Origin of the sequence: Erysipelatoclostridium sp. MSK.7.34, assembly GCF_019041935.1 — a bacterium.
Classification (GTDB): Bacteria; Bacillota_I; Bacilli_A; order Erysipelotrichales; family Coprobacillaceae; genus Thomasclavelia; species Thomasclavelia ramosa.
Genome location: NZ_JAHPYJ010000005.1, coordinates 35,464 through 59,545, shown reverse-complemented (window position 1 = coordinate 59,545; position 24,082 = coordinate 35,464). Strand labels below are relative to the sequence as shown.

The window sequence follows — 24,082 nt, the reverse complement described above, 5'->3', positions numbered from 1 at the left end:
AAAAAGACACATACTTCTGTGTCCTAATAACCAATTACTCTTAAAATATGTTCTTCTACTGCGTCAACTGCATTACCGTTAATAACCTGAGTACGGCCAGAAAGTGATACATTTTTTCCACTAAAAGCCAACTGACACCGATAAACAGTAGTAACACCATTTATAGCCTGTGCACGTTCCAAATGCATCTTACTGTCTTTCGTTGGTATCATCATATCCGAACACTGCCCCAAAGTAGAATGCGGACGCCAGATAACTTCTATATAGTCATAGTTCGTATAGTAATCTTTCAAAGTAAAATTAGCTGTTGTGTCGCCGTCGAAAAGAATAGTTCCCAACAGAATTTTTTTACCGTTCATATCTTTAAGTTTACCCATATTTCCTCCTGTTTTTTAAATCATCCAACACTCTCATCATAGTATACCGCTAATCCAAGTGTTTCTTTATGATCATTAAGCACATCGATAAGTTTATTAATATACTGTATTGTAGTCTTAATCTCACTCCATACCTCCCGAATATCGGCAGGATCGCTCATATCGATATCCGGCGGTACTGTAATTTTTGCAGGGATATTAACCGCCAATCAGATCACCCCACTTCTTTAAATCGTAAAGGTTTTTCCAGCTGTAGTTTTTTCCAACAAAATCCCACGTTCCTATAGAAACACGTATAATAAACTGCTCTTTAACTGCCAAAGTGGATTTTGTCAGTTCAACATCAAGAATTTTATAACTCATTTATCTTACCTCCACTTTAAACATTTCTTTCAGCGTTTCATCAGCAATAAAATATGTCACGATAAGATCGTAGCGGCCGGGCTCGTCTATACTTAGCATAAATTCAATATCGTGTTCATCTATTTCGCAGTCAATCTGCTTTATATTCTCACCATACTGCATAAGTTCAACGTATGCTCTGTTAATAGAAAAATTCTGTTCTTTCCTGCTGTGCACCGAAAAAACCGTTTTAAGATTTTCACCTGCAATCAGCTTTAATTCTTCACTGCACACGGCATTACCTCCCTTATCATACATTTATAGTCATTTTTAAACCTTACTGTTACATCGTAGTCAATAATTTTAATATGCCAGCATAAATTTGTAGTATCCACTTCAAATAATGCTTTAGACATATATCCTACATTTCCGGCTTTATCGTATGCATACAGATCAATATAGTATTCACCGGATAAATTAGGAGGCAGTTCCGCCTCCCATCTTTGTCCTTCAGTGAAATAGAAAATAATCTCAAAGTTTGGATTTTTTCCTATTACCTTTTCAACCATTAGTCTGTTACTTCTACTGCAACGACATACGTCTTGCCGCCATCGACCGGATTCGGTGTAATCGTAACGTTTGTAATTACCGGTGCTTTTGTATCCAGATTTAAAGTACGTGTAATTGTTGTATCGACACCGCTGGCACTTGTAGCTACAAATGTAACGGTATTAGCACCCTCAACTAAAGTAACGTTTCCTGTAAACGTACCGTCACTGATTGGTACATTCTGAGCATTTCCATTCCCTACTTTGACAGTTAATCTAGCTCCGTTTGTTGAACCGGCAAAAGCTACAGATGCATTTTTATGCCAAGAACCGTCTTCCGGACTGGTAATAGACAAGTTAGGTGCAGTTGCCAGTACCCTGAATGTCAACGTTACAGGTGTCGCAGCATTTCCATCATTGTCGCTCGCATTTACCGTAACAGTGTGTTCACCATCTTTTAATGCAGTTGCAGGAGTATAAGTATATCTAAACCCTCCCTCGATAGCGGACTTGCTCAATCCGCTTACTGCACTATTATCAATTTTTAATGTAACAGTAGATTCATTAACACCTGAATCATTGTCTTTAACTTCAAAACTGATTTCCGGTTTGTTTTGAGACATAAGCTGACCGCTTGTTGGCTTTAAGATTGTGATTGTCGGTGCTACTTTTTCTTTAACTACTAACCGCAGTTTAGAACCAAGTGTTTCATGCTTATCATCTACAGTCACTGCATTGCCGGCTTTGTCTGTTGCCTTTATCTGTACGGGATAATAATGTCCTTCTTTAGGATAACTGGAAGTTGCCGGGGCTGTTAATGTTGCCTCGTATTTTCCGGTCTGGTTGTTTAAAGTCAATGTAGTCGTAACCCCGTTGATAATTGCCTGTACTGTTTGTATTGCCATTTATTTGCTCCTTTCTTTATTCTTCATAAAAAACCAACTTAGATAAATCAATTGATGTATCACCAGTTTTTATCTCAGTTGGCAGTGTTATATTCTTATCTTTTAAATTTAAAGTATCTTCAAGATTATCAGAACCAAAAATGTGATCATCAACATATTTTTTTGATGCAAAATCACCTGACAGATCATGATACGGACCCCACGAACCATCAGCAAGTTGAAATCTTATCTGTGTCCCGTTCCATTCATAATTTCCCATATAGCTTATTGCTGTATTGATCCGCTCCTGAAGGTCGGCAGTTGCACTGTTTAATTTCCTTGCATTTTCAAGAATCTCATTAATTTCATTTTCAAAACGGGATTCAAACAGATTTGTAACTAAATTTGAAACCAGTGTTTCCCATGTACCATCATCGGGAAGTTTAATTCCTGACTCTGGTGCATTTGCAACATTAAAGTTAATAGGAAATGTTTTTATTTTGGTAGTATCTTTTATATATGCAAATGCGATTTTTATTTTTCCTCCACGTTTGAATGCATTAGCCGGAATTGTAAATGAATTATTCTGAAGTTCCCTAACTGTAGAAATCAGTACTCCGTTTTCAAACCATCCTACATACGGTACCACCGCATAACCGGAATAATCCTCCTGATTTTCCAGTTCGATAACAACCGGAATATTGGCACTCCCCTGAGCAGGAATAACATCAGTGCCACATGACAGATTCAAACCGTCAATTTTAATTTTTATCATTAAATTTTTCCTCCAGTCTTTTTATTCTGTTCTCCAGTTTCTGTACTTTTTGAATACCGGCCATCGAAAGGGCATTATAATCAACGCTGTAAATACCTTCATGGTTTTTATCCAGAATATACATGCTTAAAGGATGATCTATAATATCCTGTGCAACAATACCTATCGCATTTTCTTTTCCATTTTTATAATCAAATGTTTTTATTTTTAAAATATCAACTAATTCAGAGAGATCGATATCCTCTATATTCTTTTTTAATTTTTTGTCTGAACCTACTGTAATAGGAACCGATGATGAGATCGTTGAACCGCTGATATATATATGATTGGATGCCAGAAGCTGAACATTAGGACCGTCTACAGATGTTGTAGGCGGATTCGAATTTAAAAATCTAAGAACTGTATTAGTTCCCATAACAGCAGCAAAATCGCCGTTCCCAGAAAAACGGATATTTCTTCCTATCGTAATATCCTTATCTGTAGCTATATTGCTCCCATTTATTTCTCCACCTTCAATCGTCGAACCTTTTACCGTACCTGAAAATTCGGCATCAGTTGCTTTCATATATCTTGTTACAAGCTCACCTTTATCCATATCCCAATAGCTGTTGCCCTGCCTGTCGCTTAGAATACCGGTAATTATGTAGTCAGCAACTATACTTTCAAAGTTTATAGCAGTTCCCCACTTCCAGTCTGTATCAGTCTCGTTTCGCTTTTTTGCAATTTGAATGCCCTGAGTACCAATACACAGCGCCCCGAAAGTCGGACTGTCTTTATCTATGTCCTCAAACAGAATTGCTCTTACATCCTGCTTTTTGGCAATATCTTTCTGTGCTTTCAGCGATGTGGTCAGAAGATTTATCACACCGCTTATTTTTTCTGCCATTAGGGTATTGTTCGATTTATCGATAACTTTATCTACTCTGTTCATAACAGAATCCATATCACTAAAATAACTGCTTATATAATCTCCTAAAGTCAAAGTATCTACTTTTTTTGTGATCATATCATATGTCATAGAAATAACTCTGGCCTCAGTTGTTATGTTAAGTCTTCTGTGTCCGATATGTGCAGTATCACCAAGATTTACATTTAAAAGTTTCTTATAATCCTTATACATATCTGTTTTAGATAAATCGACCATATCGACATCATAGGTAATCGAAGGTACGTCAATACCGTTTTCAAACTCGTCTGCTGCCCTGTTTCTCAGCGCTGTATATAAATCCTCTAGAGACTCGCATACAGTGATTCCATTTTCTAAATCACCCTCCTGTGCATCCTCCTTGAGCTTTATATCCTGATATTCAATTACTCTGGTATATACCACAGGATATTTGTTTATATTTGGACTGTCGACCGTTTCATTATCCGGAAGTATATAACCGTTATAACTTTTTGGTATGATACGTGTTGCCACTTCGGTCATATCGACAGTTTCAGAGATTCCCATTAAATTAAATCCAAATTCTACACGAAGTCCATTGTCAGCACCAAGATGCTCATTAACTGTAACAGTAAAATTATCATAAGAAATTTCCCCGCCCCACCGGCTGGTGAAGCTGTTTTCATCATCGCCGTTTAGTGCCTCCATAAAGTTTTTTTGGATATAATAACTGGTATTCACAGCCTTGATATCTGATGATGCTGAGTATTTTTCATTAGATGCTAGCATAATATCAAGTGCTTCCTGACCGTTTTTTTCAGTAGGTCTTACATCAAAAAGAAAACAGTCATTTTTAGAATCGAAAAATATCGGATATGCAGTACATGTCACACTGCTGTCATTTTTTGTTATATTCCGGATCCTGAATAGCTGTTTTTTCCCTACTGGTGTTTCACTGCATATGACCGCATTTTCAGTCAGATATTCAAGTTTATCATCCACCGGGTGAGTCATAGAAACACTCCACGCACCGTTTAAATTCATAGTTAACATGCATTCTGTCGGATTCAGTGTCATGTCGCCATTCATGCTGTATTCTGTATTTTCAGGTTTGTATATTTCTATCATTATCTGCACCTCCAGTTGGGAATTATCATAAGTTCAAATCCATCTGTTATGGATATTTCATTCATGCCCTCTTTTAACTGCATATCTTCATAATCTCCACTGACAGCTGTATTTTGAAGCGTACCGTCACTGCGGTAGCTTATTTTAAGAAATGTATCAATTACAAGATTCTGACCAATATTGCATTTAATGTCAGTACCGTTTATTTCCAGATGGCAGACTCCTTCACCTGTAATAAAATAAAGCGGTCTGGTTCTTTCATAACCGTTATACAGGACTTTTTTATATGGATATTTATATTTTCCTGAAACCGAATAATAATACGGATCAAGAGTGACACCTACAGAAAACTTTCCAATTCTTTTTGATACTCTTTCATTAGTATTTATAACTGCTTTTTTTACACGATGATAAAACTCGTTATCGTCACTGAATTCAAGAGTTTTTGCATCTAGAAACATTTTTTTACACTTCCTGAATGTGTCATGCCACTGATCGGGCGCACACATATAGTTGAACGTAAGTGTAATCTCAATATCATCATATGTCCCCAGATCCTCATACAGTTTCCCGTCACGACCGGGAATATCATATTCATTGTAATTTTTAACAGGTGCAGGGATATCCGGTCTTGTTGTCGGCAGTATCTTCTGCTCAATACAGCTTATATCATTAATATAAATATCGTACACAGTACTAATACCCCCTTACCAGTCTCATACTTTTTTGATTTGCTGAAATTTCTTTTTCAACATATTTAGTAATATCCCTGCCGTTAAGGTCTGCTCTTACGTTTACTATAACGGTACTTTCATTTACGTTTTTTGCACTTGATTCGATTGCCGGATTATATGCAAGATTCATGTTCGATGCTAAGGAAGCTATCTCATCTTCAACACGCCATCTGTTATCCTTGATTCCTTTAGACAGACCAGACATCATATCCGGCATCCATTCTTCATATTCTCTCAACGGTCCTTTATCCGGGCGTGAAAAATGAAGCCAGCTGAAGACAGTATCTGCAACATCAGAAACCGCATCGACCACTTTTCCAATGGTACCGGTTATCCCGTCAACAAATCCGTCAATCATATCCGATCCCCACTCGATTGCTTTTCCGGGAAGACCTGTAAAGAAAGATGCGATTGCATCGATTGTGTCGCTGACCGCAGTGCTTACCTTGTTATACATCTCACTGCCCCAGCTCGCAAATCCATCGATTGAATCAGAAAGCCATTGAGATATTCCATCGAACATGTTATGAAAAAATGAACCGATATCATCTACATAGTCGCTGATTGCTGCCCCAAAATTTGCGAACTGATCCTGAAACCACTTTACGATTTCATCCCAGTTTTTAAATATAAGAATCACCGCAGCTACAACAGCAACTACTGCCAGGATCGTCGCAATTACAGGTAACAGTGACATGTTAAGAAGACCAAATCCGACAGCTGAACCCGATGCGGCAGTACCTGCCGCTGCTGCTCCGCCTGCCGCTACCCCTGCCGATGCCCCGAAAATTGAAAACAGAGAAGATACCGCCATTATTGCAGGAGAGAGGATTGTCAGAATTGTTATAATTCCCAAAATCACTCCTATAACAGCCTGAACAGGCGCGGGCAGTGAATTAAAAATTTCAATAAGTTCAGTTATAGCTTCTGTAATAGAAGTAAATACAGGCATCAGAGTTTCGCTCAAATCACTCAATGCTTCCTGATACTCTGCCTGTGCCTCATTATTTTCAATCAGAGCTTTATTGTTGTCCCGATATGCTTCTGCAGAAGCTATCAGCCCCTGGTCAGCCAGTTCCTGAAGTATCATATTGGCGCGTTTTGACTGGTCAGTCGTTGCCTGGAGTTTAGTATTAAAATCATCTTCACTCGTACCTGCCCAGTTTAATACATCAGCAAAAGTACCGGTAACAGTACCTGTCTTGACTGTTTCATTAACTGCTTCTGCTAACCCGTCAATAGGTATACTGTCACCATATTTTGTCCATGCTCCAATTGTTCCGTAAGTCAGTCTGGTCAGTTCTTCCTGACTTAATCCCAATGCCTGCAGGTTTGCTGTAGTTGTGGCAGCTGTCTGATCATCTGCCAGTACTCCGTACAGGATTTTATATGTTTCAGCAGTTTGTTCAGCTGTGTATCCTGCAAGCTGTGAGGATGCTTCAAGAGCACTCATTATTTTTAAATGTTCTTTTGATTCATCAACAATGCCTCTGATATTTTCAGCAATTGCCGAAGCAGCATCAGAAAGCTCGCTAGTTGCAAATGCGCCTTTGATGGTATCGCCTAGATTTTTTGTATCATTTTCAGCGTTTTTCGCCTCATCGCCTAATTTTGACAATCCGGTAGCTGCATCACGGCTTCCTTCTGCCATTTCATCCAGATACGAATTGTTGGTCCTTATTTCATTTGACAGTTTATTTGAAAAGGCGGTAGTCTCATTTATAGAAGTACTCAGCTTGGAAATATTTGCCTCTGTATTCCTGTAGGCACTCTGTGCCTTGTTCACTTCTTTTGAGTTTTCGCCATACTGAGCAGTAAGATTTTTTATTTCTGCTTCCTGTTCGCTCAATAAACTTTTCTGCTTTTCAAGCTGCCCTTGAAACAGTTTTAATTTCTGCTGCTGTGTCTCATACTGTTTTTCCAGCACTTTATTTTTAGCAATAAGGGCTTCCTGACTGTTAGCATTATCATCAAACTGCGAAGATACAGCTTTTAATTCGCTGCCGTATTCCTTAAGTGAATTGTTGATTTTAATCAGCTGCTGATTAAATTCCTTTTCGCCTTTCAGCGTTATTCTTGGACCGATATCATATGCCATGCTCTCACCTCAGTTCTATCGGAATATAATAGTCATTTTCAAACGGTATATCTTCATCGCACAGCCCGTTTAATATATCGGCTGCATCGATCAGGTCGCTTAATTCACCAATAGGCATATATAAAAATTCACTGCTCGGGATATGCATCATATAGGCCTTGGCCTTTAAATAAATATGTGTATCTCCCGTCAGCTTCTTTGCTTCTTTTTTTTTGAATGACCGCTGATTTCAAATGGTTTAGTACCGATTTTTTTAACGTTTCCACTTCTGATACATTTTTGAATTTTATCGGTCAGTCCTTTGATTGAATTTTCATCCAGAGGCAGGCTGACTTTTACCTGTTCACTGGTTAAATAAAAAAATCTGCCCTGTGTATACGGAGCATCTTTATACGGGTCAAGATGATATGCATTGCAGTATCGAACCCCCGAGTATATCATCATTGCAATGATGTCACTCAGCATATTTAACTTTTTATCAACTGGATAATTTCTATCCTTTAAATTTCTCTCTAATACATTTAAATCGCGGTATTTTTTAGCAATCTGTTCAGCAGTAACAAGGGAAAAAGAAAGAGGGTATTTGATACCCTCTATATAGATGTATTCCAGATTCATTAATGATCACCTGCTAAATCGCTAGTAGTTTTCCCGCCCTTGAACATTAAGTATTCCAGTGCATCGGCCTTAGTTTCCAGATCTGCTGTAAACTGCCACGGATTGATATTATCTTCACTGATCTGTGCTGATCTTAAAATCTTTCCTGACAGTTCCTGAGTTTGCCATTCTACTGTCTCACCTTTTGTTGTTGCTGCATTGCTTGGAATATTGAACAGCACTCTTGCTAAAAATACCGCACGATAGAATGTTTTTCCGTCTACCTGATGCATTTCAATAACGCCTACACCAAGCTCAGCTGACTGCATATCACTGTCATAAGTTAATTCAGTTACACTCTTACCGTTCGGTAATTCTATTTTCTTTTCTTTTACGTTTAAAATAAGTTTTGACGTATCATTTGACAAATCACCGGTTGTAACATTAAATGTTCCGCTTGAAAAAGCTGCACTGTCGCTTTCAGCAATATCATCATCTAAATACAGATCATTAGAATCGCCGGCTTCTATCTCTGTTGAATATTCTGCTAGTTTTTCACTGATAACAGGATCACTGTAAGTAACATTGTTTCCATCTGCCTTATACTTTGCGAAAACTAATTTTGATAGTCCTTTTTTTGCCATTATTCCATCTCCTTTTTAATTTCCTCTTCAATTACATTATTCATCGTCTCAACTGTTTTTTCTTTTGCTTTGCTTATCGCTCTTCTTACAAAATCATTCTTATGTCTGAATGATGTTCCTGATATGATGGCACGGGCAGTAAGCACGACAGGGACACCGCCGGGATAATTTCTGGTTTTATGACCGTAGCCGTCGAAACCGATTTTTACATCAATACTGTCTGCGATTTTCTGCACTGGTGAAATCCCAAACCCTTTTATCAGATCATCCTTTTCTTCCGGCAGTACTCCAATCTTTTTACGTTTATCTTTTTTTCCCTGAATGGCTATCCCGCTTGCAGGCAGCGATTCGATTTCTTTTTTTATTTCATCAGCTGCTGTTCCTGCACCTTTATAAACTGCTTTTTTTGCAATCCCATCTGAATTCTTTACCAGTCTGTCAAGAACGCTTACAAACTCTTCTGCAGCTTCGATTTCCATTTTTCCCATTATATTTCAAATCTCCATTCATAGTGAATGAACTCAGTTTCCTCTTCATACTGAACTGAATTGAGTATAAAGGATATATCAGCCCCGCTGAGTGCATTCTGTATATCATCAATCAGCTGATCATATTCGTCTTTTGTAAACAGATCAACAGTTCCCGTTATGACCTGTTCATTCTTTTTGTCATTAAGATGAAGTGAATCGCCTTCACCATCCTCCATCCAGACTATATATGGACCGTTTTTATTCTCCGCTTCATAATGAAATACATTTTCTGTGACCTGCGTCAAGGCGTCTCTAACGGTTTTAAGTTTCGAAACAACAGACATTTTTATTCATCCTTTCCAGACTCAGTTTTGTACAGTCTATTCCGTCGCTGTCTTTAAAATGCTGAGCCAGTACAATTTTAAATTCTGAATCATCTTCAAATCTTGCAATATCATTTACTCTTATACTTCTGTCCTGATATATATTTACAACTGTTTCTATTTTTTCGTTATTTGCAAGGGCGGTATAATATCTTGTCAGTCCCAGTGTCTCATAACTAAAATAAAAGGAAGATTTATAGAACATTTTATATTTAGGCTTGTCGCCTTTTTCAGAAACGTTTACCAGTCTATAAATCTTTATTATTCCATCGTCAAATGTCATTTTTGTTTTTGCGAAAACAGGATATTATTAAGCTCATAACGCAGATGCCGGGGCATCTTCATTTCGCTGTTCGCTCTTTTTCTGAAAAGGAAGGCTGCATAGTCAACAACGGCCATATCGTAATCATTTGTACCGTCATTAACTATTCCTTCACGTTTCATTAACGATTCAGCCTGTTTCAGCAGTTCCTTTAGGTACAGATCCTGTGAATCAGTCAGGAGCTGTAAATTATTTTTCAGGACCGATAATTTATGGCTGTCATTCATTTTTATTTAGCTTTAGCCGCTAAAGTTTCAACAGTATTAGCGCTGTCAGGAGCAAATGCAGCCACAGTAGTAGGCGCTTTTCCTGCGATATTCATAATTGAAAATGATTCAGCAATTACCGGTTTACCATCGTATCGTGCAGTTCCTTTAAATGCTGTCTGGTCTTCAAAGAATAATACATCAGTTGAAGTTGCCAGCTGCATACCGCGCCGTTGAACAAGTTTGTAATTATTCATATATCCAAAGACGATATCACCATCAGCCATGAATGATAACTCCTCAATTTTCCCTCCTACAACGGGCATTGTATCATTCATACCGCTGACAATTGCAGCATTCATATTGCTTCCCATCGCTTCAACAATAAGATCAAGATGCGTATTTTGATTCATGATCCATACAAGATTATTTGATGCATAATCTGTAAAAATCGTTTTCATTGATTTTGTGATTTCTTTAAACAGTTCAATACCTGTTTTACCTGTAATTTTGATAATATTTGATGTTGATAAATCTTTCCACTCTCTCTCAGTTGCTGAATAATCGCCCGGCTTCTCTGTTTGCGCAAGTCTTGTTACGATACCCATAGGCATTTTGACACCTTTACCGTAAACAATTGCTTTATCAAGCGCCTTAGCAATTGCGATACCGATAGAATTAATAAACTCCTGTGCAAGATTAACATCATTATCTTCTAAAATCGCATTGCACATTTTAAAGAATCCTGACACTTTATAACCGTCGACCTCAATGTCATTGAATCCTAATGATAATTCATTGATCTTTCCGCATTGTTCAGTCCATACTGCTTCAGGATAAGACCCCATGATTACCATACGTCCTGTACCGGTCAAAGGTTGGAAATCAGTATATTTCTGCAGTTTTGAATTTGTCTCTACGACCTGCTTAACCATAGGTAAGAAGTTTTGAGGGATGATTAATTCTGTATTTCCAACTGCACGTTTTTGACTGAACAGTGATCTGATGTCTCCTAAGAATTTTTTAACATCCTCACGAGCAAATAAAGCATCTCTTTCGTGAATATTTAATCCAAAAAATTTATCTCTTGTATCCATTAAATTATTTTCCTTTCTTTCTTCATTGTTCTTGTCGGGGTTAGGCTGTGGAATTGGTTTAGGCTGTTTTTCCTCAATCTCTTTTATTTCATCTTCAATATCCTTGATTTCCTTTTCCAAACCTTCAATTTTTTCTTGATGTTCCTGTTTTTCAGTTTCCAGTTTATCAACTTCATCCTGTACTGCTTTTTGCTCCTCTTCTGAAGATTCAGGGTTTAATTCCTCAATAGCAGTTTCCAGTTCTTTTTCACGGGTTTCAAAATCACTGCCGTTTCTTAAATCTTCCAGTTGTTTTGCTAATCCGTCTTTTTTCTTTCTTAACATCAGTACTTTTAATGCCATTACTTTTCTCCTTTCAGTTTCTTTCTTAGATTTTGCTTTAAAGTTTCTATTTTTCTTTTGCTGATTTGAGCAAGATCGTTTTTCCTTGCACTCACACTGGTTTCTTCATAAGCCGGAAATGTAACTATTGAAACTTCATACAGTTTCACCGACTTGATTGTCCAGTGTACAGTACCGTCACCGTTATCAGTAAATTCCTCGTTTTCAATATCGAAACCAAATGAACACTGATCAACATCACCGCGCTTGACACGCTCGTATAGATTCATTGCATCCTGATCGTTTGGATTGATCTCAACTTCTCCCCACAGTCCTCTTGAATCAATTTTCAAGCTCAGCGTTTCGGCTTTATTACGTCCTAATACCAGTCTTGTATCATGATCGATTAGACACCTGATATCTCCGCTCAGCTGACCGTCAAATGCATGTGCATCTATACTTTCAGTTGCACCGGGCCACAATTCATAAACTGAATCAAAAACCGAGAAATAACCGCTTATATAAAGTCTGTCATCCTCGGTTCTCGTCTTAAATTTTGCATCTTTTCCAAGACTTCGATATCTTGTCTTTTTAGCATCATTCATTCTGTTCACCACCTCCATTTAATTTTTTCTGGTCACCGATCATCCCTGATGGAATATAGTTTTCCAGTATAATAAGCTCATCAAGACCTTCTCTAGGCGAATATCCGATCGAGTCTCTAACCTCATTTCTGGAAAGAATACCACGGCTGAATAAATTACATCCAACATTGGAAAGTGTCTCAATATCATACGCAAAAAGAGAACGGTGATTAAATCTAAAATACAGATTTGGACTAATCAAAATTACTTTTGTCAGCGCCTGTTCAATAACGTTGCATATGTTTTTAATCCGTGTATTGATCCAGTTATTCCATTCCTTTTCGTTAAAACTGCCTATTCCCAAAACAAAAGCCGGAATATCCAGAATACCGGCTACAGTTTTTTTATCAAGTTCAACACTGTCCCTAATTGCAAGATCATTTAAAGACAGCGGTTTTACGGTCACCACATCGAACTGGTCTGCCGGAATGATCCAGGGCTGACCTGCATCGCTTGACTCGATATATTTATTAAGGAGCTTTGTTCTTCCTTCTTTTGTTGAAAATTCTTCTGTCATTCCGTCTGCCTTAACGATAATCGACGGTTTCCATTTGGACTCCATGAATCCTTTTTTTGTTGCTGAAGCCTGTTTTAAAGTATCAGCAACCTGTCGCAGTGTTTTGCGGTATCCTGTACCTTTCCATGGAAATACCGGGTCCGGATTGATAGGAATATGTACCAGTTCATCACATGTATACTTTACTCCGTTATACATCATGTAATATCCAAATCCATCCGGAATAAATGAAACCTGTCCGGGAGGCAGTATATACAGCCCGTCTATCAGTCCGTTTCTTGTTTCCGGATAAATAACTGCATTCCCGTCTCCTTCAAGCAGCAGAATCCTGACAAGCGCACTGATGAAAGTTGCTCTTGTCATATACGGATTGGGATTTATATCTATCTTTCTTGATAATTCGTTGATCAGCCGCTGATCGCCGTTTTCAGTATTTTCCATCAGATGAATAGTCATGCCTGCAATCAGGTTGGCTGTCTTGTTTACAGCGCTAATTATTTCGGGATTCTGGGAAAGCGGTGTATATCCGCTGCTTATAAGTACGTCCCAGTTGTCTATACTGAATCCTATTGACCGGCTTCCAGATTCTTTTGGGACGCTGCTTCTGCTTTTCTTTTTTTTCTTTGCCATATATTCCTCCTTTTAATCAAGATACATGCTTGCATTCGATGATTTTTCACCTGCGATAAGAAGCTGTTTGCAGGCAATTACACTTGCATCAAATAAATCAATTCTCTGAGTAGGCATTACTTTCTGGAATCTCACAAATTCATCACTGTCTTCAATTGCTTTTACATTGCTGACACAGTATTCATACGCCTTGTTATGCAGATAATAAAATTTCTTTAAGGTGTATTTCTTTTCAATTTCTCTAAACGCTTCTGTTTTTTCAACATATCTTTGCAGCTGATCTCTTATTTTGAACCCGGCTTTTTTCATTTTTAAGATAAACTCTCTCGAATATCTTCTGTCATATCCCACCCATTTTATCTTAAAACCCATTTCTTTCATTTCGATAAACCATTTCACAACATCCTCATATTCGATCACATCACTGTTACAGGTTGTCAGCCATCCTTCCTCTTCCCACCAGAAAAACGGGATATTGTCTTCATCGGCTTTGAGATGTGCAACTGCAATCGGGATAAAGGCATGTGTGATACATATATCAACATCGCGGTAGCGACCGTATAAACAGACTCCTGTCAAATCGTGAAGTTTTGATAAATCGGCACCGCCGTACCAGTTGACTGGTAGTTTTGCCAGTTCCTCAAGAGTCCAGCTGTATTTAAGATCACTTGCCTCAACAACATTCATATCAAAATAAGTATCGATCTGATTTGTGAAAACATTTAACGATTTAGCAAAAAAATCCTTCCGCTGCTGCGGATCATTCATTGCCTGCATAGCATCGTTCATTAATTCTTCAGGTCTTATTGACTCCCCGTATGCAGGATTTGCCATTTCATGAACTTCGGGATTAGTATAATCAAGTATTTTATTGCCGTCCTTGTCAACGGTCATATCCGCTTCACAGATGAAAACAAAATACTGATCATCAGTTACTTCCTTATCAAGAATTCTTTTGCAGTATCTGACTCTGTTTGCTAAAAAAGAATTGGGATCATCGCCCGCAGTTGAAATACCAATTAATAATTTATTGGTGTATGCTTTCATCATTTCTTTAAAAAGATTGTACTGTTTCGGCTTTTTAAAAGCATGGATTTCATCACATATAGCAAAGTTCCCATTAAACGAGTCCTGACTGTCGGGGTTGGCTGCCAAAGCATTTAATTCAAAGAAACCACCACCGATTTCAGCCTTAATCGAATGTTCATTGTTATTGTCAATGATATGAAAATGTCCGCCGTCTTCATCATGCTCACCCATGTTACGAATGTTGTACTTTAAAAAACCAAAAGTTTCTAATGTCTGCTTTAATGCAGCTGCTACAACATATATCTTTGATCCGCTGTTTCTGTATAAAAGACCAAGTGCATAAGAAAGTGCTCCTGCAAAAGATGTCTTAACATTTTTACGCGGAATAAAAATAAGCGCTTCTTTAAATCTGTTTATGATCGTTCCCTTTTCCTTGAATCCAAGAAGGTTATATATAATAAATTTATGAAATGTCATTAAAAAAAACGGAGTACCTCTTAGCGGCGTTCCGTCTCTTTTTTCACCCTGCTGATGACAGATAGTTTTTTCGATAATATTGATAACAAAATCTGCATCTTTTGGATTAAAATCCCATTTGTCATTTTTTAAATCATCCATGAATCTTTGACATGCTTTTTTTCGATATTTATTTGCTCTTATCTTTCCAGTTATACATCCCTCAGCATATTCAAGAACTTCATCAAAATATTTTCCCTTATACATCCTGATCAAAGATCCTGTCTAGAGCACTTTTTTTATTTTGCTCAAGTCCTTTATTTTTAATCATTTTCAAACCTTTTGGAGTAAGTCCAAAAATATTCTCAAGTTCCAGAAGTTCTTTTCTTAATGATTCGATCGAAAGATAAATTGCGGTCTTTCTTTGATTGGTTGCACCATTTTTATTTGTATACGGTTCGGTGACAGCACACCCACTTTCAATCCATTTTTCATTTAAAATCTCATACTGAAGCTGCATTTCTGCATATCTTCTGATCGTCGTATCAAATTCAATTTTATAAGTTCCTAAATCTTTCATTTTATTTGTTGTATCCTTAATAAAACCGTTGATTTTTTTTGTTCTTGTCTGCTTGTGAATTGCCATCACCCCCTTTCACAAAATGTTCTCAGAGTTGGAAAAAGCTACCCACCCCAGTAGAAATTTAACGATATTTAACGTTTTACAGGTGGGGGGATTGCAATTTTTCTTTGGTTTTATTTTCAGATTTTAATATTTTTTTATTGTATTTCACATTAAATCCCCAGCCTTTCTTTATCAATCTTATCTTTATCAATACCCAGCTGTTTAGCGATATCACTGATACTAATCAATCCGCAATTGAATGCTAAATTTAATTTCATAATATTCAAAATGTTTGTAAGTGTATTATCTAATGAATCTATCTGTTTATAGATGTTACGTAGTTCATCGTGTATCTCACTGTCATTAACTTCCATTATTTTTCCTCCATTCAACTCCTGGTACAGTTTTCTGCATCAGCCATTTTCCTAAAGGTGTCAACTCACCAGTCTTACGGTTTTCCAATTTATTATGTGATTTATTGCTTACACTAATCAGATTCCAGTCACACCATGCATATTCAGGATAATCCTTCGCAGGATATATATGATGCACTGTATTGGCTTCCTCACTACGACCGAACCATTTAGCTATCTGACATTTGTATTTATCTTTTCTCAAAATGCTGTTTCGTTTCTTTTTCCATTTTCCACCATAATAGTCAAACATACGTTTCTCCTTTGCAGATTATTTTAAACTGCCACCTATGCATAAAAAATGAAAGCGAGGTATTTTGCTGCATAACTGACAGTTTAAAATAAAAGAAACCCATATAAATGGATTTCTTCCAGTAAAGTGTTGATTAACTGTTGTTGTGGTGTTCTTTCAAAAACTCCACAATATCATAATAACACATTTTTTCGTGAACATTGTTGCAACTTTACTTTTTTTTCAAAATTTTATTAATTTCTTTATTAATATTACGATACATAGTACTTCTGTCCATTTTGTGATTCTTTGCTGTTTTTGTGTGATTTAAACCAATGCAGTATATTTCCATCATCATGGTCTGCACCTCTAAAGGAATTTGATCAAACAATACTCTTACATCATATATCTTACGAATGTATTTATCACGCTCTAATATTAGGTTTTCTTCATCAATTAGCAACGAATTTATTCCCTGCATACTGAACGGTATTTTATTTTCAATGTGATATTCTTTTGGTGCTATTGATTTAACACCTACAAGCTGTACGTGTATAGCTTCCAACTGATTAGTCAGAGATATGATTTTACGATTGTAATAACCGCATGATGTTACATCTCTGATAAACTGTTTTCTATCTTCCTTGGTTACTTCATTTTCTTCCATTAAGCCTCTCCTTTAATGTTTCATAATTATCTGCAATATAGATATATGTATTTATATCCAATCCACTGTACTCCTGTCGTTCATGACTGTAAATTGATGGCTGTTTAGGGTAATCCTTAAACACATGATTCACAGCTGCCTCATATCGTTTAATATAATCCGCTAACAGTTCATTACTTATACCTAAATCATCCGTTCTATTTATCTTCATTTTTTACTCCTTTAAACGCGCAATATATCCAAGATGTTATATTGCATTTATATTTTCTCTCTAATCCCTTGCTACATAAGCGATTAGAGAGATTTTTTTATTAAAATAGTTTTTGTTAAATTTCTAAATCCTCCTATGTCCTTAAATCTCTCTTATTGCTTAATTCATAAGCAATTTGATTTTCTTTATTGTAGCCTATTGGAATGATTGATTTAGGACCGCTTCTGTTTTTCTCGATTACCAGATAATAATCTTCTGCGCAGTCTTTTTCGTTCCTCCAGACAAATATAACCTTGCTTGCACTTTGTTCAAGCTCACCCGAATCTCTTAACATTGATAAATTAGGCTGTTTTGCATTTTTAGTTGCTTCTCTGTTTAATTGACAAAGTCCAATAATCGTACAGTTGTTATCCAAACTCATTTTTCTTAGCTCCTTGGCTACTTCTGTCATTTTTTCATAACTGTTTTTAGCACGTACACCAATAAGCCCTACATGGTCCACAAACACTATAAAATGCTTATCGCTTTTGTAGCTCATAATAAACGATCTTAATTTATCCAATGTTGATGAATGATTGATAATATCAATATGTCTTTTTGAAATATCATCAATTGCATCATTAACAACGCTCATATTTTTTTGTGGCAATGTTTCATAACTCTCTAACATTTTTTGATTTAATTTTGAATTAATTGAAATAAGCCTTTGATACAGCTCCTCTTCTACCATTTCGAAATTGAAATATACACAAGGATAATTGTGAGACAGATCATCTAATAGATTTATAGCTATACCTGATTTACCTACACCGGTAGCACCGGCAAGTATAACAAAATCATTCTCTTTTAGATTTAGTTTCTTTTCCAAAATTGTAAATCTAGTAAATTTGATATTATTCTTGTGTTTAGTGATAGAACCTTTTAACAGTTCTTTAGTAAGCCTCGTCGATGAATAAGACCCTAAAGATGCAAAATTGTTTGTATCCTTGTAAAATTCATCAATTGTAATTTCTTCATTCTGGAGCTTTTTAGCAGTTGCCAATAAGGCTTTCTTTTTATACTCCTTAATCGCGTAATCCTGATACTGTTCAAATAGAGCAGTTGTTGCGGTACTTGTAGAACAGGCAATAACAAGATCAACATCAATTCCCTTTACTGCTAGGATATCCTCTAAAATAATAGTTTTATTTTCCTTATACGACTTTTTTATAGCAGTAAATATATCGCGATGCTTCTTATCGAAATATGACGGTTTTAGAATAGTTAAATCCAGAAGCTGCGGTTTAACAAGAAACATACCGATTAGATCATCCTGATAATTATTCATATCCGCTCATCCATTCATTATCATCATTTGTATTGTTTTTAGAAACTGTACTGATTTCATCTTCCCATCTTTCGCCGTTAAGCCATGTGGAAGCGTGAGGGATAAATCTTTCATTCTGCCACTGTTCTGTCTCTTTATAATCAACAACTGCGCTTAACATCTTTTGCAGTACAGTTTCATCGGTACATTTTTTAACAAAAACATCAAATGCTTTTTTCTTGTTCGTATGTCTGGGATATACACTCCAGAATCTTTTAAATGCATCATTTTTATCAAATTTTGCACTATATATATTACTAGTATTATATTCTATATTATTGGGTGAACTTTTTTCACCACCCCCGTGAACTTTTTTCACCCCTGGTGAACTTTGTGACACTACTTTGTAACTGCAAAATTTAACACCATTTTTCTCTTTTTCTTCTTTGATAATCAATCCGTTTTCAACAAGAACATTTAATACTTTAGTTACATTTCTTTTTGTAGTATTGGTCCAATCCGCTAAATATTGTCTACTCCCAGTATAAGAATCATCGCCATTTTGTGAAAAGCCGTAAATAATTGCATAAATAAGCAGTGCACTTCCACTTAATCCTAATTCTGAAACCATCCATCCTAAAATTGTTATGTAATTGCTTTGTCTAACTTTAGTCTCCATCATTACCACCGATCCTGTTTTTTAATCTCTGTATCTTTAATTCAGCATTGACCTTTAGTTCAGTTTCATCGATACCGAAAATAAATTTAAGCTGTTCAAGCATTATGTAGACATCTGCCATTTCCATAGCTATATCACTTCTATTCTCTTTACCTCTGCGGTCTTTAAGCAGCTCCTTTGTAAGTTCGCTCATTTCCTCTATGGCCATATCGACCTGAGGACCGTTCCCGTAATGTTCCAGGGCATCAAGCATTATGTTAATTTGGTTTGTGTTAAATTCCATGCTGTTTCCTCCATTCCTTAAATAGATATCTAATTCCCAAAACAAGAGACAAAATAAACGCAATAAGCATAATTAGGAAAAATACGAATGCTATTTGTTTAGATGTCATTTTCCTTTGCTTCCCTTGTTGACTTAACATATTTATCACGCAGTTTCGTAATTAGTTGGCATTTTTCACATGTACCGATTTTCTTTTCTTCCTTGCATCCCCATTCATAACAGCAATCAGTGCAGATTTTATCTACAACAAATAGATCATAAAACTCTTCATCATAAATAGTCTCACGTTCTTCATCAGTAAATGTATTTTCAAATACTATATGTATTTCTTCCATACCTTTAAAACCAATTCTAGCGTTTTTGTATCCATTTTTTTGCCTAATATCAAGCCACCGTTCAATGTGCTTTAGAATATTTTGTTTATCCATCTTCTTTCACTTCCATTTTAATTAAATTAGCGTATTGCACTGGAAAGAAACGGTTTTCTTCAAATGCACCATCTTCGCAAGTTCCATCACTATAACTACGATGTGGATATATTCCAGCGATAAAATCTATTCTACAAAATTCATCATATTTAATATCATAAACCCACATATCCTCTTTTAAATCTTCAAGTTTGTATGGTTTGTTTAAATAGATATTTTTTAGCTCTGCTTCATTCTTAACTCCAAAATGTTTACAAAGGTTTCTTATTGTCATTTTCATACAATGTGTCTCAAAACGATAGTCGTGGACATCATCAAGAATTTTTGAGTATTTTTCTTTAAGTTCAAAATAATCATCAATTAGCATATTATATAATCCAATATTTTCAATTTCTCGTTCAGTTACATCATCATCTAAAAAATCAAATAGAGAGAAAAATCGTTGTGAAAGTTCATAATATCTTTCCTTATATTCTTCCTTACTCAACATTTTCTTTTACTTCCTTTAACTTTATCTTTAATGTTTCAACCTCTTTTTCTAATTCATTAGTTTCAGCAATAACCTCATCCAGCTTTTCACTCAGCAGATTAAATCCTTGTATTAAAGTGTCTATAACCTCTGCATGTCTATCAAGCGGTTTATAATAATTTCTTCTTATTTTCTTTTTTAATAATTTAATCATCTTCATCACCGCCCACAATGGTACAGTTAGCTAGAATTTCATAAATTTCCCGCGGTTCTGCATCTTCCCACTTAATGAAACTGAATAAACCGAAATTAAATATTAATGAGAAATCCCCTCCATCACTCCATGCAATTTCTTTTTTATCCGGCTTGTTTCTATAAAAACAAATCTCCCCATCAAAATCACATGCTACAAACCTGTATCCCAGTTCTCTTGCATATCTGAGTATTCTGAATTCAAGCACTGTTAACTCATATGGTCCTTTATATTCTTCTAATAAATCCATAAGCGACAGCTTTAAGCAATCTGAGCAATCTATACCTATTCTATAACAGGTATCATCGTAATTCTGATTTGTTGCAATCCGAGATAAATAACATTGCAAATCCTCACCGGAATTCACCGTATCAAAATTTTTAATTATATCTTTTAGTCTTTCAATTTTTAACATTTTTTCATCCTCACCTTTCCGGTTTCAACACCTGTAAAAAAAGTTACATAATCCCTAAGAGTGTCAATTTTTTTGATAGATAACCTAAATCGTTTAAACTCTACAGCCATCAACACTCTTGGCAATTTTTAATCAATTAAATTTCTAAAAAAAGTTACCGTGACCCCGATTTACGTAAAATCGCACTTCCAGGGTGTTACTTTCTATTTTGTAAAGTCCACTCTTTCCACTGTTCTTTGTTTTTTATATCAACAAAATCACCATCGTTAAATGTCATATCAAATACTTCTAATTCTTCACACGCTTTATCTAATGCTTGTTCCAACTGTTCGATATATTGTTTTACAAGCTCATATTCATCTTCAAAATAATCACCAGCATTATCAAACAGTGCTTTCAAATCATGCATTACTTCACCTTTGTAAATCGTTACTTTATTCTCCATCAAATCCACCCCTTATTTACAAATATTTTAAATACTTCTCTAGGTGATAAACATTGCTTTTCGCTCTCCTCAATCGCTTTATAAATATGGTTGCAATCAACGATACGACTTAATGCAAACTTACCTCTAAATAGCACATTTGCTATGACATATTTTTCCTTAACGCCTCTATACAACATACAATCAGAACATAATTCATCTAATAAAAGAATTAACTCTGTTTCTAATTTTAATTGCTCTTCCTTACTCAACATTTTCTTTAACCTTTAACAATCCTTGTTTATAATTTTTACTAAAACGTGATTTTCCATTATTAATCCATTTATACCCTTTTGGATTAGTTGTTGCATCTTTTATTATTTTCCAATCTTTTGGTAACTTGTCATAAACAATTACACCATTTTTACATAATTTTTCTAACACTTCATCAGCAACATTATTTTCCATCATTCCTATCTCCTAATTAAGATCCTGCACTCATCAGATAATAAGAAATTAAGTGATAAATTTGATCTGACTAATCCACAAACTGAAATTTTCATAATACCATAATTATCAAAATAATATTTTTCTATTTTAATTGCCTGATTACTAAAATAAAATTGTTGAAACTTTTTTAAATGAAGTTTCTTTCTAATTAAAAATAAAATCAATTTATTTAACATTTTCATCATCCTTTTCTTTTTGTCCTAAATAATCAACAATTAAGATCGTTATTATTGCTTCTGCTGCGATGGTTAGGATTACCCCTAACCAAAAATCACTTATCATTTATGTACTCCTCCTAAGTAAACTGCTTCTCTATCATTTTCCGCATCTTCTTTACCCCAACAAATATACAGGAGTGTTACATTGGGTTCATCGTGGTTATACATCTTCATAAGAGTTAGAAGATTACCACCATTGGCATAATACTGATATCCGAATGTTTTTCTTAAACTGTGCATACCAAAAGTAAAATCGATGCCCACTTCCTTCGCATTTCTAGATACAATTTTATGTGCACGCTGTCGCGTTATAGGATAAACGTATTTCTTACCGTTCTGAACCTTCTTTTGTCCAAGAAACAAATAATCATAGTCTGTTAGATTGTTTCTATTTATGTAATCCAGAACATCATTATGCAGTTTCTTATTCATCTTAAAATTTTGCATCTTGGCGGTCTTATTTTCCTTTATATGCACATATCCTTTTTTTACGTCTATTACCCTCAGCTGAAGCAAATCCTCTGCTCTGAAAGCTGTATTAAAACCTAACATGCACATCATCCAGTTGCGATCAGCTTGGTATTTTTTGATTGGCGTTTTTGCTTTGTCTCTTTTCCTTAGAAGATTGAACATAAATTCATCAAGCTGCTTTTTGTCTTTTATTGGTAAGGTTTCATGCTGACCGCCAAAATGCTTTATTCGTCTTGCCAATTTATCACCCCTTTGGTGCAATATAACCTAAATATTATATTGCATTTATATTTTCTCTCTAATCCCTTATGTACCAACGGATTAAAGAGATTTTTTAACTAAAATAGTTTTTGCAGTTTTAAATACTTGAATTTCTTTGACCTCCACCTTGTGATATAATAAACAAATGAAAGTGAGGTGAAAAAAATGTCAAAAAAATGTTTTGTGGTTTGCCCAATTTCTGACGAACAAACTGATATTCGTAAGCGTTCAGATCAGTTACTTAAACATATAATCACACCTGTATGTCATGCATGTGGATTTGAAAATCCGGAACGTGTAGATCTAATTGCAAACCCAGATTCTATAACAAATAAAATATTAGAATGTTTATCAACTTACGACCTTGTAATGGTTGATATAACTGATCATAATCCAAATGTATTCTATGAATTAGGCTATCGTTCAGCATTAGGAAAACCATTAATTCAGCTAAAGTCGAAAGCTGATTCTATTCCTTTTGATGTTTCTAATATCAATACATTTGATTATGCTTTAGATGATCTAGATGAGGTTGAAAAAACAAGAGAGCGTTTAATTGCAACAATTAAATCATTCGATTTTGATAATTTAGATACAAAAGCAAGTAGTAAGCCAATAAATCAACAACATTATTTATCTAATGTTTTGCAGGAACTATATCAAATAAAAGATGATATCGAAATCATAAAAGAGCAAACAAAATCAACAGATATAGGTGCTATATCAGTATTAGCTGATAAACTAACTGCCAATAGTCAAAAAACTGATAATCAAGTTTTAATGGAAACTATGATCCCAAAATTACTTGATAACCCAGAATCTTTTATGGCTTTATTCGAATTATCTAAAAAAATAAATAAGTAATATTTAAAGTTTTATTTCTTTTAGGATTTCCTTAAACATTGCTTCAAGGAAATCTTTTGTTTTCCAAATTTTCTGATTGTCGATATTTTCTATTGAAACAGATAAAATTATTTTTTCTTTACTTTTCTCAAACTGTATACATTTTGAAACTGTCTTGCTAGTTGTCTCTAACATCTTTTTATTTCTCACTTTCTTTTTTAATATTCAAATTTACCGAACCAGTAGTGATCTTTGTTGATAATAACTCTTGTAATTTTCTTCTTTT

General features: G+C 35.4%; 41 protein-coding genes. 2 read left to right on the top strand and 39 right to left on the bottom strand.

Annotated elements, in window-relative coordinates; genetic code table 11:
• Positions 1-23: 23 nt before the first annotated feature.
• Genes KTF99_RS05255 through KTF99_RS05230 form a run of 6 tightly spaced genes read right to left on the bottom strand, consistent with a single transcriptional unit; the run spans position 24 to position 1,890 of the window.
• The gene (locus tag KTF99_RS05255) at positions 24-377 is read right to left on the bottom strand and encodes a hypothetical protein (RefSeq protein WP_117562124.1); all 354 of its coding nucleotides are present in this window, start codon (positions 375-377) and stop codon (positions 24-26) included.
• A gap of 20 nt (positions 378-397) precedes the next feature.
• On the bottom strand, positions 398-586 hold the full coding sequence (locus KTF99_RS05250) for a hypothetical protein (RefSeq protein ID WP_029479909.1): 189 nt from the start codon (positions 584-586) through the stop codon (positions 398-400).
• Entirely contained in the window at positions 576-740 is a 165-nt protein-coding gene (locus tag KTF99_RS05245; RefSeq protein ID WP_008791828.1) for a hypothetical protein, read from the bottom strand. The genes KTF99_RS05250 and KTF99_RS05245 overlap by 11 nt, the downstream gene beginning before the upstream one ends.
• Positions 741-1,013: a hypothetical protein gene (locus KTF99_RS05240; protein ID WP_008791829.1), complete on the bottom strand. Its 273-nt coding sequence runs from the start codon at positions 1,011-1,013 to the stop codon at positions 741-743.
• Complete coding sequence (locus KTF99_RS05235; RefSeq protein WP_008791830.1) at positions 995-1,288, bottom strand: PF13754 domain-containing protein; 294 nt, start codon at positions 1,286-1,288, stop codon at positions 995-997. The genes KTF99_RS05240 and KTF99_RS05235 overlap by 19 nt, the downstream gene beginning before the upstream one ends.
• Positions 1,288-1,890: an Ig-like domain-containing protein gene (locus KTF99_RS05230; protein WP_254210097.1), complete on the bottom strand. Its 603-nt coding sequence runs from the start codon at positions 1,888-1,890 to the stop codon at positions 1,288-1,290. The genes KTF99_RS05235 and KTF99_RS05230 overlap by 1 nt, the downstream gene beginning before the upstream one ends.
• A 28-nt stretch (positions 1,891-1,918) precedes the next feature.
• Between KTF99_RS05230 and KTF99_RS17375 the strand changes: the two genes are divergently transcribed.
• On the top strand, positions 1,919-2,041 hold the full coding sequence (locus KTF99_RS17375; protein WP_256443918.1) for a hypothetical protein: 123 nt from the start codon (positions 1,919-1,921) through the stop codon (positions 2,039-2,041).
• Positions 2,042-2,188: 147 nt separating this feature from the next.
• Here KTF99_RS17375 and KTF99_RS05225 read toward each other — a convergent pair whose 3' ends face one another.
• The 32 genes from KTF99_RS05225 to KTF99_RS05070 form a co-directional block, all read right to left on the bottom strand.
• Positions 2,189-2,926, bottom strand: a complete 738-nt coding sequence (locus KTF99_RS05225; protein WP_117562121.1) for a hypothetical protein — start codon at positions 2,924-2,926, stop codon at positions 2,189-2,191.
• Complete coding sequence (locus KTF99_RS05220; protein WP_051397560.1) at positions 2,913-4,940, bottom strand: phage tail spike protein; 2,028 nt, start codon at positions 4,938-4,940, stop codon at positions 2,913-2,915. Before KTF99_RS05220 ends, KTF99_RS05225 begins: the two co-directional genes overlap by 14 nt.
• The gene (locus KTF99_RS05215) at positions 4,940-5,632 is read right to left on the bottom strand and encodes a phage tail protein (RefSeq protein ID WP_029479898.1); all 693 of its coding nucleotides are present in this window, start codon (positions 5,630-5,632) and stop codon (positions 4,940-4,942) included. Before KTF99_RS05215 ends, KTF99_RS05220 begins: the two co-directional genes overlap by 1 nt.
• 4 nt (positions 5,633-5,636) lie before the next feature.
• Positions 5,637-7,772 (bottom strand): phage tail protein, encoded by a 2,136-nt coding sequence (locus tag KTF99_RS05210; protein ID WP_029479897.1) that lies wholly within the window; start codon positions 7,770-7,772, stop codon positions 5,637-5,639.
• 4 nt (positions 7,773-7,776) lie between these two features.
• Positions 7,777-7,923, bottom strand: coding sequence for a hypothetical protein (locus KTF99_RS05205; protein ID WP_155854209.1), 147 nt, complete (start codon positions 7,921-7,923; stop codon positions 7,777-7,779).
• Between the two features lie 38 nt (positions 7,924-7,961).
• Positions 7,962-8,390 (bottom strand): hypothetical protein, encoded by a 429-nt coding sequence (locus KTF99_RS05200; protein WP_029479895.1) that lies wholly within the window; start codon positions 8,388-8,390, stop codon positions 7,962-7,964.
• Positions 8,390-9,013 carry a hypothetical protein gene (locus KTF99_RS05195; RefSeq protein WP_029479893.1) on the bottom strand — a complete coding sequence of 208 codons (624 nt, stop codon included), beginning with the start codon at positions 9,011-9,013 and terminating at the stop codon, positions 8,390-8,392. The genes KTF99_RS05200 and KTF99_RS05195 overlap by 1 nt, the downstream gene beginning before the upstream one ends.
• On the bottom strand, positions 9,013-9,501 hold the full coding sequence (locus KTF99_RS05190; protein WP_029479891.1) for a hypothetical protein: 489 nt from the start codon (positions 9,499-9,501) through the stop codon (positions 9,013-9,015). The genes KTF99_RS05195 and KTF99_RS05190 overlap by 1 nt, the downstream gene beginning before the upstream one ends.
• The gene (locus KTF99_RS05185) at positions 9,501-9,827 is read right to left on the bottom strand and encodes a hypothetical protein (RefSeq protein WP_029479889.1); all 327 of its coding nucleotides are present in this window, start codon (positions 9,825-9,827) and stop codon (positions 9,501-9,503) included. The genes KTF99_RS05190 and KTF99_RS05185 overlap by 1 nt, the downstream gene beginning before the upstream one ends.
• The gene (locus KTF99_RS05180; protein ID WP_029479887.1) at positions 9,805-10,149 is read right to left on the bottom strand and encodes a hypothetical protein; all 345 of its coding nucleotides are present in this window, start codon (positions 10,147-10,149) and stop codon (positions 9,805-9,807) included. The genes KTF99_RS05185 and KTF99_RS05180 overlap by 23 nt, the downstream gene beginning before the upstream one ends.
• A complete protein-coding gene (locus KTF99_RS05175; RefSeq protein ID WP_029479885.1) occupies positions 10,146-10,415 on the bottom strand; it encodes a head-tail connector protein in 270 nt (89 codons plus the stop codon). Before KTF99_RS05175 ends, KTF99_RS05180 begins: the two co-directional genes overlap by 4 nt.
• A 2-nt stretch (positions 10,416-10,417) precedes the next feature.
• Positions 10,418-11,833: a phage major capsid protein gene (locus KTF99_RS05170; protein WP_029479884.1), complete on the bottom strand. Its 1,416-nt coding sequence runs from the start codon at positions 11,831-11,833 to the stop codon at positions 10,418-10,420.
• Positions 11,833-12,417, bottom strand: coding sequence for an HK97 family phage prohead protease (locus KTF99_RS05165; RefSeq protein WP_029479882.1), 585 nt, complete (start codon positions 12,415-12,417; stop codon positions 11,833-11,835). The genes KTF99_RS05170 and KTF99_RS05165 overlap by 1 nt, the downstream gene beginning before the upstream one ends.
• Positions 12,410-13,603, bottom strand: a complete 1,194-nt coding sequence (locus tag KTF99_RS05160; protein ID WP_029479880.1) for a phage portal protein — start codon at positions 13,601-13,603, stop codon at positions 12,410-12,412. Before KTF99_RS05160 ends, KTF99_RS05165 begins: the two co-directional genes overlap by 8 nt.
• Positions 13,604-13,615: 12 nt before the next feature.
• Positions 13,616-15,355, bottom strand: coding sequence for a terminase large subunit (locus KTF99_RS05155; protein WP_029479878.1), 1,740 nt, complete (start codon positions 15,353-15,355; stop codon positions 13,616-13,618).
• Entirely contained in the window at positions 15,348-15,734 is a 387-nt protein-coding gene (locus KTF99_RS05150) for a P27 family phage terminase small subunit (RefSeq protein ID WP_029479876.1), read from the bottom strand. The genes KTF99_RS05155 and KTF99_RS05150 overlap by 8 nt, the downstream gene beginning before the upstream one ends.
• A 149-nt stretch (positions 15,735-15,883) precedes the next feature.
• Positions 15,884-16,087 carry a hypothetical protein gene (locus KTF99_RS05145; RefSeq protein ID WP_029479875.1) on the bottom strand — a complete coding sequence of 68 codons (204 nt, stop codon included), beginning with the start codon at positions 16,085-16,087 and terminating at the stop codon, positions 15,884-15,886.
• A complete protein-coding gene (locus KTF99_RS05140; protein ID WP_029479873.1) occupies positions 16,077-16,379 on the bottom strand; it encodes an HNH endonuclease in 303 nt (100 codons plus the stop codon). Before KTF99_RS05140 ends, KTF99_RS05145 begins: the two co-directional genes overlap by 11 nt.
• Before the next feature lie 211 nt (positions 16,380-16,590).
• Positions 16,591-17,025 carry a hypothetical protein gene (locus KTF99_RS05135; protein ID WP_029479871.1) on the bottom strand — a complete coding sequence of 145 codons (435 nt, stop codon included), beginning with the start codon at positions 17,023-17,025 and terminating at the stop codon, positions 16,591-16,593.
• Positions 17,012-17,236: a hypothetical protein gene (locus KTF99_RS05130; RefSeq protein ID WP_029479869.1), complete on the bottom strand. Its 225-nt coding sequence runs from the start codon at positions 17,234-17,236 to the stop codon at positions 17,012-17,014. Before KTF99_RS05130 ends, KTF99_RS05135 begins: the two co-directional genes overlap by 14 nt.
• Before the next feature lie 133 nt (positions 17,237-17,369).
• Positions 17,370-18,563: a DnaB-like helicase C-terminal domain-containing protein gene (locus KTF99_RS05125; protein ID WP_029479867.1), complete on the bottom strand. Its 1,194-nt coding sequence runs from the start codon at positions 18,561-18,563 to the stop codon at positions 17,370-17,372.
• Complete coding sequence (locus tag KTF99_RS05120; RefSeq protein WP_029479865.1) at positions 18,556-19,221, bottom strand: helix-turn-helix domain-containing protein; 666 nt, start codon at positions 19,219-19,221, stop codon at positions 18,556-18,558. The genes KTF99_RS05125 and KTF99_RS05120 overlap by 8 nt, the downstream gene beginning before the upstream one ends.
• Entirely contained in the window at positions 19,211-19,504 is a 294-nt protein-coding gene (locus tag KTF99_RS05115) for a hypothetical protein (protein ID WP_009300105.1), read from the bottom strand. Before KTF99_RS05115 ends, KTF99_RS05120 begins: the two co-directional genes overlap by 11 nt.
• 98 nt (positions 19,505-19,602) lie before the next feature.
• A complete protein-coding gene (locus tag KTF99_RS05110) occupies positions 19,603-19,932 on the bottom strand; it encodes a hypothetical protein (RefSeq protein ID WP_029479863.1) in 330 nt (109 codons plus the stop codon).
• The gene (locus tag KTF99_RS05105; protein WP_029479861.1) at positions 19,925-20,422 is read right to left on the bottom strand and encodes a hypothetical protein; all 498 of its coding nucleotides are present in this window, start codon (positions 20,420-20,422) and stop codon (positions 19,925-19,927) included. The genes KTF99_RS05110 and KTF99_RS05105 overlap by 8 nt, the downstream gene beginning before the upstream one ends.
• Positions 20,412-20,615, bottom strand: coding sequence for a hypothetical protein (locus tag KTF99_RS05100; RefSeq protein ID WP_029479858.1), 204 nt, complete (start codon positions 20,613-20,615; stop codon positions 20,412-20,414). The genes KTF99_RS05105 and KTF99_RS05100 overlap by 11 nt, the downstream gene beginning before the upstream one ends.
• Positions 20,608-21,069, bottom strand: coding sequence for a hypothetical protein (locus tag KTF99_RS05095; protein WP_029479856.1), 462 nt, complete (start codon positions 21,067-21,069; stop codon positions 20,608-20,610). Before KTF99_RS05095 ends, KTF99_RS05100 begins: the two co-directional genes overlap by 8 nt.
• Before the next feature lie 196 nt (positions 21,070-21,265).
• Positions 21,266-21,514 carry a hypothetical protein gene (locus KTF99_RS05090; protein WP_029479854.1) on the bottom strand — a complete coding sequence of 83 codons (249 nt, stop codon included), beginning with the start codon at positions 21,512-21,514 and terminating at the stop codon, positions 21,266-21,268.
• Positions 21,514-21,768: a hypothetical protein gene (locus KTF99_RS05085; protein ID WP_029479852.1), complete on the bottom strand. Its 255-nt coding sequence runs from the start codon at positions 21,766-21,768 to the stop codon at positions 21,514-21,516. Before KTF99_RS05085 ends, KTF99_RS05090 begins: the two co-directional genes overlap by 1 nt.
• Positions 21,758-21,961 carry a hypothetical protein gene (locus KTF99_RS05080; protein WP_029479849.1) on the bottom strand — a complete coding sequence of 68 codons (204 nt, stop codon included), beginning with the start codon at positions 21,959-21,961 and terminating at the stop codon, positions 21,758-21,760. The genes KTF99_RS05085 and KTF99_RS05080 overlap by 11 nt, the downstream gene beginning before the upstream one ends.
• A gap of 5 nt (positions 21,962-21,966) precedes the next feature.
• Positions 21,967-22,179, bottom strand: a complete 213-nt coding sequence (locus KTF99_RS05075; protein ID WP_029479847.1) for a hypothetical protein — start codon at positions 22,177-22,179, stop codon at positions 21,967-21,969.
• A 102-nt stretch (positions 22,180-22,281) separates the two neighbouring features.
• Positions 22,282-22,932 carry a tyrosine-type recombinase/integrase gene (locus KTF99_RS05070; RefSeq protein ID WP_226816588.1) on the bottom strand — a complete coding sequence of 217 codons (651 nt, stop codon included), beginning with the start codon at positions 22,930-22,932 and terminating at the stop codon, positions 22,282-22,284.
• A gap of 204 nt (positions 22,933-23,136) precedes the next feature.
• On the opposite strand from KTF99_RS05070, the gene KTF99_RS05065 reads away from it, so the two are divergent.
• Positions 23,137-23,817, top strand: coding sequence for a hypothetical protein (locus KTF99_RS05065; protein ID WP_217215474.1), 681 nt, complete (start codon positions 23,137-23,139; stop codon positions 23,815-23,817).
• 3 nt (positions 23,818-23,820) lie between these two features.
• On the opposite strand, the gene KTF99_RS05060 is transcribed toward KTF99_RS05065, so the two are convergent.
• A complete protein-coding gene (locus KTF99_RS05060) occupies positions 23,821-23,991 on the bottom strand; it encodes a hypothetical protein (protein ID WP_155854207.1) in 171 nt (56 codons plus the stop codon).
• Positions 23,992-24,082: the final 91 nt, after the last annotated feature.